Origin of the sequence: Acinetobacter sp. P1(2025) (genome assembly GCF_051390655.1) — a bacterium.
GTDB lineage: Bacteria > Pseudomonadota > Gammaproteobacteria > Pseudomonadales > Moraxellaceae > Acinetobacter > Acinetobacter junii.
This window is the reverse complement of sequence record NZ_JBPKBJ010000073.1, coordinates 1-16,214: the sequence shown is the minus strand read 5'-3', so window position 1 is coordinate 16,214 and position 16,214 is coordinate 1. Positions and strand designations below refer to the sequence as shown.

Annotated in this window: 11 protein-coding genes; 2 read left to right on the top strand and 9 right to left on the bottom strand. The window is 41.6% G+C overall.

Going from position 1 to position 16,214, the window contains the following annotated elements:
• Window positions 1-354: 354 nt before the first annotated feature.
• The 4 genes from acnD to ACSC97_RS14965 form a co-directional block, all read right to left on the bottom strand.
• Window positions 355-2,961 (bottom strand): Fe/S-dependent 2-methylisocitrate dehydratase AcnD, encoded by a 2,607-nt coding sequence (gene acnD / locus ACSC97_RS14980; RefSeq protein WP_436661722.1) that lies wholly within the window; start codon window positions 2,959-2,961, stop codon window positions 355-357.
• Window positions 2,961-4,118: a bifunctional 2-methylcitrate synthase/citrate synthase gene (prpC, locus tag ACSC97_RS14975; RefSeq protein WP_004966984.1), complete on the bottom strand. Its 1,158-nt coding sequence runs from the start codon at window positions 4,116-4,118 to the stop codon at window positions 2,961-2,963. The genes acnD and prpC overlap by 1 nt, the downstream gene beginning before the upstream one ends.
• A 98-nt stretch (window positions 4,119-4,216) precedes the next feature.
• Window positions 4,217-5,098, bottom strand: a complete 882-nt coding sequence (prpB, locus tag ACSC97_RS14970) for a methylisocitrate lyase (RefSeq protein WP_004665301.1) — start codon at window positions 5,096-5,098, stop codon at window positions 4,217-4,219.
• Entirely contained in the window at window positions 5,091-5,801 is a 711-nt protein-coding gene (locus ACSC97_RS14965; RefSeq protein ID WP_004956801.1) for a GntR family transcriptional regulator, read from the bottom strand. The genes prpB and ACSC97_RS14965 overlap by 8 nt, the downstream gene beginning before the upstream one ends.
• Window positions 5,802-6,511: 710 nt before the next feature.
• Here ACSC97_RS14965 and ACSC97_RS14960 point away from each other — a divergent pair.
• Window positions 6,512-7,717, top strand: a complete 1,206-nt coding sequence (locus ACSC97_RS14960; protein ID WP_112987170.1) for an aromatic amino acid transaminase — start codon at window positions 6,512-6,514, stop codon at window positions 7,715-7,717.
• Window positions 7,718-7,970: 253 nt separating this feature from the next.
• Window positions 7,971-9,341, top strand: coding sequence for a phosphomannomutase CpsG (locus tag ACSC97_RS14955; RefSeq protein ID WP_436661720.1), 1,371 nt, complete (start codon window positions 7,971-7,973; stop codon window positions 9,339-9,341).
• Between the two features lie 47 nt (window positions 9,342-9,388).
• Here ACSC97_RS14955 and galE read toward each other — a convergent pair whose 3' ends face one another.
• Genes galE through ACSC97_RS14930 form a run of 5 tightly spaced genes read right to left on the bottom strand, consistent with a single transcriptional unit; the run spans window position 9,389 to window position 16,117 of the window.
• Window positions 9,389-10,405: a UDP-glucose 4-epimerase GalE gene (gene galE / locus ACSC97_RS14950; protein WP_436661718.1), complete on the bottom strand. Its 1,017-nt coding sequence runs from the start codon at window positions 10,403-10,405 to the stop codon at window positions 9,389-9,391.
• Entirely contained in the window at window positions 10,398-12,071 is a 1,674-nt protein-coding gene (pgi, locus tag ACSC97_RS14945) for a glucose-6-phosphate isomerase (RefSeq protein ID WP_436661724.1), read from the bottom strand. The genes galE and pgi overlap by 8 nt, the downstream gene beginning before the upstream one ends.
• A 2-nt stretch (window positions 12,072-12,073) precedes the next feature.
• Complete coding sequence (locus tag ACSC97_RS14940) at window positions 12,074-13,333, bottom strand: nucleotide sugar dehydrogenase (RefSeq protein ID WP_436661716.1); 1,260 nt, start codon at window positions 13,331-13,333, stop codon at window positions 12,074-12,076.
• A 17-nt stretch (window positions 13,334-13,350) separates the two neighbouring features.
• A complete protein-coding gene (gene galU / locus ACSC97_RS14935; protein WP_436661714.1) occupies window positions 13,351-14,226 on the bottom strand; it encodes a UTP--glucose-1-phosphate uridylyltransferase GalU in 876 nt (291 codons plus the stop codon).
• 13 nt (window positions 14,227-14,239) lie between these two features.
• Entirely contained in the window at window positions 14,240-16,117 is a 1,878-nt protein-coding gene (locus ACSC97_RS14930) for a polysaccharide biosynthesis protein (protein WP_436661712.1), read from the bottom strand.
• Between the last annotated feature and the right edge of the window lie 97 nt (window positions 16,118-16,214).

Genomic DNA, 16,214 nt, shown 5'->3' with positions numbered 1-16,214 from the left:
ATTTGTTTAAGATGAGATGTAACTCATTGAAATGTGCCATCATATTCGTCGTCAGAAAACAAGTATTATGCCATTATTTCAATGAGTTATATTTTTTTGTCGTGTACAAAGAACAATAATGAAATAAATTTTTGCTTATCATTAAAATATCTAAAATAATACTGTGGAACATAATGTTGATTTTTCTTTGCGGCCATAACAATTCATAAAATTTTTTAACTTCTTAAAAATATTATACTTTATTGTGACAAATGAAAATAAGATTTAATAACTCACTATTAAGATGAATAATAAAAACCCCATCATCAAGATAGGGTCTTTTTTAAATCATATCAATTACTTTTAGCTAAAGTATTAAGCCACTTGACCTTCTAAAAAGTCTTGTGCAAAACGCTGCAATACACCGCCCGCTTCATATACAGAAACTTCTTCTTCTGTATCTAAACGACAGGTCACAGGCACTTCAAGAATTTCTTCTTTACCATCAGCAGTTGAACGCTCAATCACTAAAGTCAAAGTCGAACGCGGTGAGATATTACCAATCACGCTATATAGCTCAGTACCATCTAACTTCAACGTCTTACGGTTCACACCTGGTTTAAACTCAAGCGGTAACACGCCCATACCTACAAGGTTAGTACGGTGAATACGCTCAAAACCTTCAGCCACGATCGCTTCAACACCTGCAAGACGAACACCTTTCGCTGCCCAGTCACGGCTTGAACCTTGACCATAATCCGCACCTGCAATGATGATCAACGGTTGCTTACGGTTCATGTAAGTTTCAATCGCTTCCCACATACGCATCACTTCGCCTTCAGGCTCTACACGCGCTTTTGAACCTTGTTTAATCGTGCCGTCAGAACGAACCACCATTTCATTAAACAATTTCGGGTTGGCAAATGTTGCACGTTGGGCTGTCAAATGGTCACCACGATGTGTCGCATATGAGTTGAAGTCTTCTTCAGGTACGCCCATTTTGTGTAGGTATTCACCCGCAGCCGAATCCATCATGATCGCATTTGAAGGCGATAAATGGTCAGTCGTGATGTTATCACCCAAAATTGCAAGCGGACGCATGTTGGTCAAAGTACGTGGTGCAGCCAACGCTCCTTCCCAATACGGCGGACGACGGATGTAAGTACTCATAGGACGCCAGTCGTAAAGTGGGCTTTCCGCTTGCTCAACTTCACCGAGGTCAAACATTGGAATGTAGACTTTACGGAATTGTTCAGGCTTCACAGCTTCTTTTACCAGTGCATCGATTTCAGCATCAGATGGCCAGATATCTTTCAGGTAAATTGGATTACCGTCTTTGTCTGTACCCAATGAATCTTTTTCGATGTCAAAACGAATCGTACCTGCAATCGCATACGCGACAACAAGTGGAGGCGATGCCAAGAACGCTTGTTTTGCATAAGGATGGATACGACCATCGAAGTTACGGTTACCCGAAAGTACCGCTGTCGCATACAAATCACGGTCAATGATTTCTTGTTGAATCACTGGATCAAGCGCACCTGACATACCATTACACGTAGTACATGCATACGCCACGATACCAAAACCAAGTTTTTCTAGGTCTTTCAGTACACCAGCTTCTTCAAGATAAAGTGCAGCCGCTTTAGAACCTGGTGCAAATGATGATTTCACCCAAGGTTTACGCACTAAACCAAGTTCATTGGCTTTACGTGCCAATAGACCTGCTGCCACCGTGTTTCGTGGGTTTGAGGTATTGGTACAAGACGTGATCGCAGCAATGATGATCGCGCCATCAGGCATTAAACCATCCGTACGATTTTCAACAACACCAGCAATACCTTTTTCTTTCAAATCAGCAGTAGATACACGTGCATGTGGGTTTGATGGACCTGCAATGTTACGAGTCACTGTTGAAAGATCGAAACGAAGTACACGTGGGTACTGCGCTTTGGTCATATCTGATGCCCAAAGACCGATTTCTTTTGCGTATTGCTCAACCAATGCCACTTGTGCATCTTCACGACCTGTCAGGCGTAAATAATCAATCGTGTTTTGGTCGATGTAGAACATCGCAGCCGTTGCACCGTATTCAGGTGTCATGTTCGAGATGGTTGCACGGTCACCAATCGACATGGTGTCTGCGCCTTCACCGAAGAACTCAAGGTATGCACCAACGACACGTTCTTTACGTAAGAATTCAGTGAGTGCCAATACGATATCAGTCGCCGTGATGCCTGCTTGACGCTGACCGACTAGCTCAACACCGATAATGTCTGGAAGACGCATCCAAGATGCACGGCCCAACATCACGTTTTCAGCTTCTAAACCACCCACACCCACTGAGATCACACCAAGTGCATCCGTATGTGGTGTATGTGAGTCTGTACCTACGCATGTGTCTGGGAACGCTAAACCATCACGATTTTGGATCACTGGAGACATTTTCTCCAAGTTGATCTGGTGCATGATGCCGTTACCCGCAGGGATCACGTCGACATTTTTAAATGCGGTTTTCGTCCACTCGATAAAGTGGAAACGATCTTCGTTACGACGATCTTCTACTGCGCGGTTTTTCTCAAACGCGTCAGGATCAAAGCCACCATATTCCACTGCCAAAGAGTGATCCACGATCAACTGCGTTGGAACTACTGGGTTCACTTTAGAAGGATCGCCACCTTTGTCAGCAATCGCATCACGTAAACCAGCAAGGTCGACGAGTGCGGTTTGACCTAAGATGTCATGACATACCACACGCGCAGGATACCAAGGAAAATCCATGTCCTGACGGCGTTCAATCAATTGCTTTAAATAATCAGTTAAGTTTTCTGCATCAGCTTTACGTACAAGCTGCTCTGCCAACACTTTAGATGTGTATGGCAAAGTTTCATATGCGCCTGGCTGAATATCTTCAACGGCTTGACGCACGTCATAGTATTCGAGCTGGGTACCTACCAGCGGTTTACGGTATTGATTTGTCATTAACCACGCTCCGCCAATGGTTTAAATTCTAAGTTTTCAGGGCCAGTATAGTTCGCGCTTGGACGAATGATCTTGCCGTCTTGACGTTGTTCAATCACGTGTGCTGACCAACCTGCTGTACGTGCAATCACGAATAATGGAGTGAACATTGCTGTTGGAACACCCATCAAGTGATAGCTCACCGCGCTGAACCAGTCGAGGTTCGGGAACATGTTCTTCACTTCTTTCATCACTGCTTCTAAACGTTCAGCAATGAGGTACATTTTGGTGTTCTCTTGCGCTTCTGCAAGATCACGCGCCACTTTCTTGATCACTTCGTTACGTGGATCAGAGATGGTATAAACAGGATGACCAAAGCCGATGATCACTTCTTTTTTCTCTACACGGCTACGGATGTCTGCTTCTGCTTCGTCAGCGTTGTCATAACGTTGTTGAATCACAAATGCAACTTCGTTCGCACCACCGTGTTTTGGACCACGTAGTGCACCAATACCACCTGTAATTGCTGAATACATGTCTGAACCTGTACCTGCAACAACACGTGAAGTAAATGTAGATGCGTTAAATTCATGCTCAGCATACAGAATCAAAGAGGTATGCATGGCTTGAATCCATTCTTCAGATGGCGCTTCGCCATGAAGTAAATGGAGGAAATGCGCAGCGATTGAGTCATCATTCGTTTCAACTTCGATACGACGACCGTTGTTGCTGAAGTGGTACCAATACAACAACATTGAACCCAAGCTTGCCATCAATTTATCAGCGATGTCTTTTGCACCTGCTTCATTGTGGTCTTCATGTTCAGGCGTTAAACAACCTAGAACTGAAACGCCTGTACGCATCACGTCCATTGGGTGTGCAGATGGCGGTAACTGCTCAAGTGCAGTTTTCAATGCTGCTGGTAAGCCACGCAATGCTTTTAATTTTGCTTTATAGGCTTTCAACTCAGCTTTGTTTGGCAGTTTGCCATGTACAAGCAAGTGCGCAACTTCTTCAAATTCGCTACCCACTGCAAGGTCTAGAATGTCATAACCACGGTAGTGCAAGTCATTACCACTACGACCTACGGTACAAAGTGCTGTATTACCTGCAACTTGACCACTTAACGCAACTGATTTTTTTGGCTTGAAGCCTGTTGGAGTTTCATTACTGCTCATAAGATTGTCCTTTTTTATATCTTTGGGGTAAAACTTATAAAGTTCTTAATCTCCCTAAACCCCTCTTTCCAATGAGGGGTTAGGGGAGATTGTTTGACTTATTTATTCTTCGCGAAAGTTCCATCTAGGTATTGTTCAAACGCATGGTAGTTAATGCGCTCATACAATTCTTGACGAGTTTGCATAGTGTCAACAACGTTCTTCTGTGTGCCTTCTTTACGCAGAGTCTCATACACATTTTCCGCTGCTTTGTTCATCGCGCGGAATGCTGAAAGTGGATATAACGCAATGCTCACATCCGCAGAAGCCAGTTCTTCAGTCGTAAACAATGGTGTAGAACCAAATTCTGTAATGTTTGCTAGAACTGGAACTTTTGTAAGATCAGCAAACTGCTTATACATTGCCAGTTCAGTGATCGCTTCAGGGAATAACATATCCGCACCAGCTTCAATGTAAGCACCTGCACGATCAATCGCTGCTTGTAAACCTTCAACTGCTAAAGCATCAGTACGTGCCATGATCACAAAGTTTTCATCAGTACGCGCATCCACTGCCGCTTTGATACGATCAACCATTTCTTGTTGCGTAACAATCGCTTTGTTAGGACGGTGACCACAGCGCTTTGCACCCACTTGGTCTTCGATGTGCATCGCTGCTGCGCCAAACTTAATCATTGATTTAGTAGTACGTGCGATATTAAACGCTGAAGCACCAAAACCTGTATCTACATCAACCAATAATGGTAGATCACAGACATCCGTAATACGGCGTACATCGGTCAAGACATCATCAAGGTTACTAATCCCTAAATCAGGTAAACCTAACGAACCTGCGGCAACACCACCACCAGACAAATAAATTGCTTTATAGCCTGCACGTTTTGCTAACAATGCATGATTGGCGTTGATCGCACCAACCACTTGTAATGGTTTTTCATTTGCGACCGCGTCGCGGAATAGCTGACCAGCAGATTTAGCCATGTTGATGTTCTCCTTGGGTTTGCAGCAATGTTTGCTCAACAATTTTGTAAGATGCATTGATGTGACGGTGCATTAGCATTTCGGCAAGTTCACCGTCACCTTCTGCGATCGCATCTAAAATGCGGATATGTTCGTCCCAAGCTTTGCTCGGTCGATTTGGGGTGTTTGAAAACTGAATTCGGTACATACGGATGAGGTGATACAGCTCATCACATAACATTTTTTCTAAGGTTTTATTGCCACTGCTTTTGATAATGCAGTAATGGAAATCGTCTTGACCTTCTTGTAGGTAATAACCCTTACCTGCTTTAAAATTTTCATCTTCAGCATGCATTCGCAACACATCACGCAATGCTAAGATTTGTTTTTTATCAATATGCTGTGCAGCTAACTTACAAGCTAAGCCTTCAAGTGAAGCACGAATTTGGTAAAGTTCTTTAAATTGTTGTAGAGAAAGAGAAACAACTCGCGCACCAACATGTGCCGTACGCTCAACCAATCGCTGCCCTTCGAGACGATGAATCGCCTCGCGCAATGGACCACGACTAATCCCGTAAATACGCGCTAACTCAGGCTCAGAAATTTTACTGCCCGCAGGAATTTGTCCTAATACAATCGCCGATTGAATTTGCTTAAATACGTGTTCCGTCAGAGTAATACTCTGACTCGTGCTGATGGCTTGAGGAACAAGGGTATCTTGCATATTGTCGACAATCTCTACAGTTTTGATGATTTTATAACGGGATAATAGAAATAATGCAATAGGATTGTCGACAATAAAATAGACCTGTGCAGTCAGTCAGACATTCTATCCATTCTGATTAGAATCATTCAAAACCGTCATAAAAATCATAATAATTATAAATAAAACAAATGCTTATGATTTTTATACAATTAGTCTATGCTCAATTTTGTATATCTTTGGACTCATTGATATTGCTTATGCTACGACTATGGTATGACAGCTTGATTGTAGACAATCTTTATAATCGAGCACTTTGCTACAAATTTTTGTAAGTAAATAATAGGGTCTGTTGATATTTCAGCCATGCATTGCGTTATCGGCTAAAATAACATAAACAAGGCATGAAACGCAGGCAATGGTCTTCCCTTGTCAAGTTTCATAACGCAGTTTAGGGAGGTTTTAGCCATAACCCTGCGGGACAGGAACATTTTTTGCCGTTACTATGTTATGTTTCGCTCATTTAGAATAACTAAATTTCGCTAAACATGCCTTGTACCGTCTAAAAAATGCCCTCTGTCGCAAGCATCTGTGAAATGTCAACAGCCCCTACACTAGAAATGTAAATAACAGCGTGCTTCATCATCGCTTTATTGGTACATTATTGGGCATCTGGAGCAGCGCTCCACAAGACACATCCATGCACCTTGTTGAATAAAAGGACATTGTTAATGTTTCAACATATCCCACCTTATGCAGGCGACCCAATTCTCTCTTTAATGGAACAGTTCAACGCTGATCCACGCGCTGAAAAGGTTAATTTAAGTATTGGTTTGTACTACAACGAAGACAGTATCGTTCCACAGCTCGAAACTATTATCGAAGCTCAAAAACGTATTGCACCTAAAAATACTCAAACCAAACTTTATCTACCAATGGAAGGTTTTAAACCTTACCGTGATGCGATTCAAGCGTTATTGTTTGGTGCAAATAGCCCTGCAATTCAACAAGGTCGTGTTGCTACCATCCAAACATTGGGTGGTTCAGGTGCATTAAAAGTTGGTGCAGATTTCTTAAAAACTTATTTCCCAAATTCAGAAGTTTGGGTGAGCCAACCAACTTGGGATAACCATGTTGCGATTTTCAACGGTGCTGGCATCAAGAGCAACTACTATCCATATTTCGATGCTGAAACACGTGGCGTTGATTTTGATGGCATGTTGTCGACATTAAAAACTTTGCCAGAGCAAAGCATCGTGTTGTTACACCCTTGCTGTCACAACCCGACAGGTGCGGATCTAAATCCAGCACAGTGGGATCAAGTGATTGCGGTATTAAAAGAGCGTAACTTGATTCCATTCCTTGATATCGCTTATCAAGGCTTTGGCGATAGCATGGAACAAGATGCTTATGCGATTCGTGCTTTAGACCAAGCTGGTTTGAATTTCATCGTAAGCAACTCGTTCTCTAAAATCTTCTCCCTTTATGGTGAGCGTGTTGGTGGTTTAACTTTTGTATGTGACGATGCTGAAGCAGCAAAATGCACATTCGGTCAGTTAAAAGCAACTGTACGTCGTATCTACTCAAGCCCACCAACAACTGGTGCATGGTTGGTTGATCAAGTGTTAAATGACGCTGATCTAAATCAACAATGGCAAAACGAAGTTAAAGAGATGCGCGAACGTATTATCAAAATGCGTAGTATCTTAAAAGATGAGTTGACTAAAGCACTTCCTGAGCGTGACTTTAGCTACCTTGTAAACCAAAAAGGTATGTTCAGCTATACAGGTTTGACAGGCGAGCAAGTCGACACCTTACGTGAAGAATATGCAATTTACCTTGTTCGCAGTGGCCGTATCTGCGTTGCAGGTTTAAATATGAATAATATTTATAAAGTTGCAAAAGCAATGGCTGAAGTGCTAGCAAAATCAGCTTAAAATCCCCTTGCGGAGCTATAATCGCTCCTCATCTCCCTTTTAAAAGGGAGACTTTATGTATCAAAAAAGGTTGTTTCACGTGAAACAACCTTTTTTATTTTTACAAAACCAGCGTCATTAAAACTAAAATTTATCCGACAACTAGAGCAAGAATAAATGTACTAAATGATTAAATCTGTATCATTCAATGTTCAATCCAGCACAGTCTTTGTATACTGCAACTCATTGATTGACTACAACAGCACTTTTCAAAATGACTCAACTGACTTGCTTCAAAGCGTATGATATTCGCGGAAAATTAGGTACAGAACTGAACGAAGATATCGCCTATAAAATTGGTCGTGCATACGGACAAATCTATCAACCTAAAAAAGTGGTGATTGGTTGTGATATCCGTTTGACTAGCGAAGGTTTAAAACAAGCAACCATTCGAGGTCTCAATGATGCGGGTGTCAATGTTCTAGATTTAGGCATGACGGGCACTGAAGAAGTCTATTTCGGCGCTTTTCATCTTGATGTTCAAGGTGGCATTGAAGTTACGGCGAGCCATAATCCAATGGATTATAACGGCATGAAATTAGTTCGTGAAAATGCACGTCCAATCAGTGCTGATACTGGCTTAAAAGACATCCAAGCACTCGCTGAATCAGGTACTTTTACCGAAGTTGAGCAAAAAGGTACAACTGAAAACTATAATATTTTGCCAGAGTTTGTTGATCACCTATTAACCTACATCGATCCTCAGAAAATTAAACCACTCAAACTGGTGGTAAATGCAGGTAATGGTGCAGCAGGTCATGTGCTCGATGCCATTGAACAAAAATTCCAACAACTGAATATTCCTGTTGAGTTTATTAAAATTCATCACGAAGCAGATGGAACTTTCCCAAATGGGATTCCGAACCCAATCTTAATCGAAAATCGTGACAGTACCCGTGACGCAGTGCTGCAACATCAGGCGGATATGGGGATTGCCTGGGATGGCGACTTTGACCGCTGCTTCCTGTTTGATGAAAAAGGACAATTTATCGAAGGCTATTACATTGTTGGCTTATTGGCACAAGCTTTCCTGATCAAGCAATCAGGCGAAAAAATTGTGCATGACCCACGTTTGGTTTGGAATACTTTTGATATCGTAGAGCAATATCAGGGTATCGCGGTGCAATCAAAGTCTGGACATGCTTTTATTAAAGATGTGATGCGTGAACACAATGCTGTTTACGGTGGAGAAATGAGTGCACATCATTATTTCCGTGACTTCGCTTATTGTGATAGCGGTATGATTCCTTGGTTACTCACGATTGCCCTACTCTCAGAAACAGAACAATCACTCTCGACACTCGTTGAAAATATGATTGCCAAATTCCCTTGTAGCGGCGAAATCAATTTTAAAGTAGCAGACACACAAGCAACGGTTCAAAAGATTTTTGATCATTATGCCGACCAGAATCCACAGGTTGATCGTACCGATGGTGTCAGCCTTGATTTTGGTGCATGGCGTTTGAATGTCCGCGCATCGAATACCGAGCCTTTACTGCGTTTAAATATTGAAAGTCGTGCTGATCAAAACCCACAGTCAATGCAAAGCTATGTGGATGAGTTGACACATTTAATTCAGGGCTAATCAAAGAACAGGGAGCAATCGCTCCCTGTTCTTACTTGAAATACGAGTTATTTATACCCATTCGGATTTTGTTTTTGCCAATTCCAGCTATCCGCCAGCATATCTTGCAATGTATATTGCGGCTTCCAACCTAACTCTGCTATAGCACGGGTATTGTCTGCAAATGAAATGGCCACATCACCTGCACGGCGTGGTGCAAATTCAAACGCAACAGGCACACCATTAATTTGCTCAAAGGTGTTTTTGACTTGTAATACAGATGAGCCATTGCCCGTGCCGATGTTCCAAGCACGGCAGCCTTGTGTAGATAAGCGATTATTTAAGGCACATAAATGGGCTTTGGCTAAATCGACTACATGTATATAATCACGAACCCCTGTACCATCGATGGTGTCATAATCATTGCCATAAATGGACAATTTTTCGCGACGACCGACTGCGACTTGAGTGACATAAGGCATTAAGTTATTTGGAGTTCCTTGTGGATCTTCACCAATCTGACCGCTTTTATGCGCGCCAACAGGGTTAAAATAACGCAGTAATGCAATCGACCAGCGAGAATCTGCCTGTGCCAGTTTTTGCAGTATTTGCTCAACAATCAGTTTGGTATACCCATAATTGTTATTTGGCATTCCTGTTGGCATCTCTTCATTCAAAGGCGAAAGATTGGCTTCGTCATAAACCGTTGCAGATGAGCTGAATACCAAGCTAAATACACTTGCGCGTTCCATCGCCTTGAGCAACTGAACACTGCCCGTAATATTATTGTCAAAATAAGCCAATGGAATCTGCTGGCTTTCACCAACCGCTTTCAGACCAGCAAAATGAATGACTGCATCAATCTGATGGCCTTGGAAAACTGAATCTAACTCAGCCTGATTGCGAATATCACCCTGCACAAACACCAAATTTTTATTTGCTAATGCTTGTACTCGACGCAAAGACTTTTCAGAACTATTTGAGAGGTTATCGAAGACAATCACCTCGTGACCTGCGGTAAGCAACTCTAAACAGGTATGGGAGCCAATATAGCCTGCACCACCTGTTACCAAAATCTTAGCCATCTGTTTTTCCTAACAATATCTTTAATAAACCTTGCGTGGATGCATCAAACATTGATAAATCACCTTGCTCACAATTTAGAATTGGCAACAGCTGATTGGCAATCTCCTTACCCTTTTCCACGCCCCATTGATCGAAAGGATTGATGTTCCAGAGCACTGACTGAACAAAAACTTTATGTTCATACATGGCTATCAGCATACCCAGACTATAGGGATTCAGTTCTTTTAATAAAATCGTTGAGCTTGGTTGATTACCTTCATATTGTTTATAGGTTGGTAAATCTTCTAGCTCATCTGCTGCCAAGGCTTGATTCCCAAAGGCCAACAGGCGCGACTGTGCCAAACAGTTGGATAAAGCCAAATGATGCTGCTCAGCCAAGGCCTCTGCACTTTCAGCATAGGTAAACTGATTGGCATTATAGCGTTTCACAGGGGCAATAAAGTCACAACTGACGGAGTGCGTGCCTTGATGCAGCAATTGATAAAAGGCATGCTGTGCATTGGGCCCAACCTCTCCCCAAACAATTGGGCAAGTGGCTGAACTGACCTTTTCTCCATTGCGTTGAATCGATTTCCCATTAGATTCCATTTCAAGCTGCTGCAAATAAGCTGCAAAATATTTGAGACGGCCATCATACGGTAAAACTGCATGGGTCTGGATATCCAGAAAATTATTGTTCCAAATACCTAACAATCCCATAAGGACTGGAATGTTTTGCTGAAATGGCGCGGATTGAAAATGCTGGTCTATCGCATAAGCGCCTGCTAACAGTTGCTTAAATCCGTCAACACCAATGGTCAGGGCAATTGGTAAACCAATACATGACCACAAGGAATAACGCCCCCCAACCCAATCCCAGAGCAACAGCTGTTTATCAGCAGCAATGCCCCACTCTGTCATCTTGTCAGGCTTAGTCGAAACCCCGATAAAATGATTTTGCAGAATCTTCTCATTTTGCCCCAATGCCTTTTCTAACCATTGACGCACGGTTTGTGCATTGGAAAGTGTATCAATAGTGCCAAATGATTTTGACGAGATAATAAATAAGGTTGTTTCAGGGCGGAGTTGATGCAGTAACTCAGAAAGCTGGCTCCCATCCATCGTTGAAACAAAATGTACAGTTAAAGGTTTGGCGGTTTTTACCTTAAAATCAGAAAGCGCATGCGTAACCATCAATGGGCCTAAATCAGACCCACCCACGCCAATATTGACGACATCCTGAATCACTTCACCTGTGGCACCTCGATACTGTCCAGCATGGATTTTTTCAACCAGGGCATTCATTCGCTCAAGTTGCAGATGAACATCTTGACAAGCCGAAGACACCACAGAACTTGACTTGGGTAAACGTAATGCCCAATGCATCGCTGCACGATGTTCTGTATAGTTAATCTGTTCAGATGAGAATAACCTTTTGATCCATTGGTGTAAATCTTGTGCCTGAGCCAGCTCTATTAAACTATTTAAGACATTCTGGTCAATGCGATGCTTACTAAAATCAAAAACGATTTGATCACATTCAACTGAGAAATGCTTAAATCTGGCAACATCGGCTTTAAACAACTCATTGAGATGAGCCTCTTTAAACTGTTTCTTTAAAGATAATAAATATTCCAATACTGAAGCCTGTTCCTTGACTGGAAAAGGCTGAATCTGCTTTATCATCATCAGCGTCCCACCCCCATATATGCAAAACCCTGCGCTTTTACATACTGTGGATCATAAATATTGCGACCATCCAAAATTAAAGGATGCCTCATCAACTGTTCAAGCTGCTTAAATTCTGGACTCCAGTATTGTTTCCAAGCCGTAAGTACACAAAGACCATGCACATTTTTTACCGCATCATACTGATTTTCACAAAGAATCAGATCGTCACGTTGACCATACATTAGCTTTATTTCATCTAAAGCTTGAGGATCATGAAGATGAACCGTTACCCCTTGCGCCCAGAGTGCTGCAAGCATTTGGTGAATAGGTGATTGCTGAATACTTGAGGTATTTTCTTTAAAAGAAGCACCCCAAATTGCAACAGATTTTCCCTGTAAATCCCCATGATAATAGTTCCAAAACTTACGGAACAAGATTTCTTTTTGTTGCTCATTAATTTGCCATACTTGTGCAAGCAATTGGCTTTTCACGCCTGTATTTGCAACTGTATTAGAGAGTGTCAGAATATCATGAGAAAAATTTTCACCGCCAAAACCAGCACCAGGGGCTAAGTAAGCTGAACCAATACGATTATCCGCTGCCATACCCTGACGTACTAATGCAATATCAATCCCAAGTTTCTCAGCAACCACAGCCAAATCATTGATATAACTGATCCGTGTTGCCAACATGCCTGAGATACTGAGTTTAGTAAACTCAGCATCTAGAATCGGCATAAATAGATATTGCTGCGCCAAAGGGAAAAAAGGGCGAAGTAATTCTTTGACTTTGGTCTGAACATTAGCTTGAGTACATCCCACGATCAACTGCTTAGCTTGGGTCAGACTCTGTAACGCATTTCCCTCTTGGATGGTATCTGGTAAATAGACCCAGTCATCTTCAGAAAGGATTTGTTGAAAATGCTCAGTCCCATGTAAGCCAAAGGTGGATGCATTGATCATCAGTTTAGGATGAATAATCGGACGCTGTTTGAGTGATGCTAACAGTTGAAAAACTTGTTGTTCTTGAGTTTGATTAAAACTAAATAAGTAGGCATCAATGTCTAAAGGAATACCATCCAAATCACGATAAATCAGAAATCCACTACAGAGTTGTTTTTCTAGTAAGTGACTGACGTTTTCATCATGAAAAGAATATTGCTGACCATTTTCACTTGGGCTGAGGTGGGAACACCAATATACAAAATGTCCAGATTCAGACAATAATGCAGACATCACGCCTGCATATAATGTATTGCCAAAGATTGCAACTTTCATAACTACATACCCTAAAACTATAGGGCTAATTCTTGAATTAAGCCCTTAAACTCTGCACCCAATTTTGGATGCTCGATACCATAGTGTAATACAGCTTTTAAATATCCAAGCTTACTACCACAATCAAAGGTTTGTCCCTTCATACGGTAGGCTTCCACAGTTTCTGATCGCTGCAATGCTGCAATCGCATCAGTAAGCTGAATTTCATTCCCTGCCCCACGGGGTGTATCTGCTAATAGCCCCATAATCTGAGCGGGTAAAATATAACGTCCCACCACCGATAAATTTGAAGGAGCTGTGCCGACAGCAGGCTTTTCAACAATTCCCTGCATCGTGATACTTTCACCTTCGTTCGGTATAACTGCAACATCCACAATACCATATTGATCGACTAGATGATCAGGCACTGCTTCTACCATGATTTGTGCTGCTTGCGACTGTTCAAAACGCTGAATCATGAGTGACAAATCATTATCACAGCTTTGATTCTTGACCAGTACATCAGGCAATAACACCGCAAAAGCTTCATCGCCCACGATATCTTTCGCACAAAGTACAGCATGCCCCAGACCTAATGGTTGTGGTTGGCGTACACTTACGACACTGATATGTTTAGGTAATATATCGGTAATTTCTTTCAATAAATCAAATTTCTTTTTTTGTTCCAGCGTCGTTTCAAGCTCGAAATTTCGATCAAAATAATTTTCAATAGATGCCTTAGATGAATGCGTGACTAAGATGATCTGTTCAATCCCTGCATCGACGGCCTCTCGAACAACATACTCAATCGCGGGGCGATCTACAACAGTCACCATTTCTTTAGGAATCGATTTACTGGCTGGCAAGAAACGTGTACCTAACCCTGCAACAGGCAAAATTGCTTTTTTGATCATAGATTTTCTCTAATTAATTTACTCGAACTTCGCCACTACGTTTATAGCCATCAACATAATGTTCTAACTGGGTTAAGGCCCAATTTATATCTTGCTCAACAGCAGTCATCTGGTTGATTTTACTGAATACCGATTGAATTTCGTATAATGGAAAATGTTTTTCAAAAGAACGTAAAATACGAGTATGCTCTGTGTATTCAGTATTATCCTGATCAATCAATAGCTCCTCGTAAAGCTTCTCGCCAGGTCTTAAACCGCTATAAGCAATTTCGATATCGCCATCAGTTTCCCCAGTTTCCCGAACTCTCAAACCACTCAGTTTAATCATTTGTCGTGCTAAATCTTGGATACGTACTGGTTCACCCATATCTAAGAGAAAAACATCACCACCTGATCCTAGAGCACCAGCCTGAATAACCAACTGAGAAGCTTCTGGAATCGTCATAAAATAACGAGTGACTTCTGGATGAGTTACCGTAATAGGCCCACCCTTTGCAATTTGTTGCTTAAACAGAGGGACTACTGATCCTGATGAACCGAGCACATTACCAAATCGAACAATACTAATTTGTGTATGAGGCTTAGTTTCAGCAACAGCTTGACAATAAAGCTCAGCCATACGCTTGGAAGCGCCCATTACATTAGTTGGTCGAACTGCTTTATCTGTAGAAATAAGGACAAAGGTTTCAACGCCTTTTTTGACAGCAGCATTAAGGCTATTTGCAGTGCCAATTGCATTATTTTTTAGACCTGCAATTGGATTACACTCCACCAAAGGAACATGTTTATAGGCAGCAGCATGATAAACCGTTTGCACTTGATACTGCTCTATAATTCGTTCCAGTTTTTGTTGGTCCTGAACAGTTCCCAATATCGGAACAATTTCACAACTAGCAGCTTGTCTTAGCTCTTTATCAATATCATATAAAGCAAATTCTGTTAGCTCATAGAGCACTAACATTTTAGGTTGATTCTTTATAATTTGGCGACATAGTTCTGAACCAATCGATCCACCTGCTCCAGTCACCATCACAATTTTATTCTGTATATTTTTAGATAGTAAGTGCGCGATCGGTGGAACTGGATCTCGACCAAGTAAATCAATAATATCAACTTCTTGAATATCGGAAACTCGTATTTCACCATCAACTAATTGGGTAAGTCCAGGAAGTTCGGTAATTTTTAAATGAGCTGATTCAAACTGCTGAATAATTTCAGTTTTACGAACTCGACCAACAGATGGAATGGCTAATAAAATCTCATCAACGCGTTCTTTGCTAAATCTCTGTAATGCTTTTTCTACAGAGTAAACTCGTAGTCCTTCAACAATTTGACCTTGCAATGAAGTATGATCATCAATAAAAAAAACAGGTAAATGATCATCCGAACGATTTAATGCAGCTGCGATCTGTTGTCCCGCATCCCCTGCTCCATATATGGCGATTCTCTTGCGACCTATGTCTGAATAGAATGATGCTTTGATAATGAAACGAATAGAAGCACGGCTAACCCATACCCACGTAAACATCATAAATCCGAACATAAATGGGATAGACATCGGAATATATGCATGGGTAAAACTGCTCAGACCATACAAAGCAATCATCGTCAGCGCCACAGCAAGAGCTAATTTAACGATAAAAACTTCATTGAATGTTCTGACAATAAAGTGATAGACGCCAGTAATGACTAAACTAACAATAGCAATCAAACTCACCAACAGGACACCATGTTCAATGCCTGGGATAACTTGTGCACCTAAATCAAATAATCGAATGACATAACAGAGCCATAAGATCACTGGAATAGCTAAAGCATCCAGAAAAACAAGGAAAGTTTGCTTAAGTAGCCTTGGTGCTGAGGCGAATTGATGAATAGGGTCTGTTGACATTTGTTGATTAAAAAAATAGCGAGATAGTAAAATTAAATCGCCAAACCCAATTTTACACTCGCTATGCCTCGAACAATGCTAAATGATCAACACTGGT

Bases quoted from the DNA above. Each gene is read 5' to 3' on its own strand.
- prpB (WP_004665301.1), bottom strand. From the start codon at position 5,098: ATGGCTAAATCTGCTGGTCAGCTATTCCGCGACGCGGTCGCAAATGAA.
- galU (WP_436661714.1), bottom strand. From the start codon at position 14,226: ATGATCAAAAAAGCAATTTTGCCTGTTGCAGGGTTAGGTACACGTTTC.
- ACSC97_RS14940 (WP_436661716.1), bottom strand. From the start codon at position 13,333: ATGAAAGTTGCAATCTTTGGCAATACATTATATGCAGGCGTGATGTCT.
- ACSC97_RS14930 (WP_436661712.1), bottom strand. From the start codon at position 16,117: ATGTCAACAGACCCTATTCATCAATTCGCCTCAGCACCAAGGCTACTT.
- ACSC97_RS14965 (WP_004956801.1), bottom strand. From the start codon at position 5,801: ATGCAAGATACCCTTGTTCCTCAAGCCATCAGCACGAGTCAGAGTATT.
- galE (WP_436661718.1), bottom strand. From the start codon at position 10,405: ATGGCTAAGATTTTGGTAACAGGTGGTGCAGGCTATATTGGCTCCCAT.
- ACSC97_RS14955 (WP_436661720.1), top strand. From the start codon at position 7,971: ATGACTCAACTGACTTGCTTCAAAGCGTATGATATTCGCGGAAAATTA.
- acnD (WP_436661722.1), bottom strand. From the start codon at position 2,961: ATGACAAATCAATACCGTAAACCGCTGGTAGGTACCCAGCTCGAATAC.
- prpC (WP_004966984.1), bottom strand. From the start codon at position 4,118: ATGAGCAGTAATGAAACTCCAACAGGCTTCAAGCCAAAAAAATCAGTT.
- ACSC97_RS14960 (WP_112987170.1), top strand. From the start codon at position 6,512: ATGTTTCAACATATCCCACCTTATGCAGGCGACCCAATTCTCTCTTTA.
- pgi (WP_436661724.1), bottom strand. From the start codon at position 12,071: ATGATAAAGCAGATTCAGCCTTTTCCAGTCAAGGAACAGGCTTCAGTA.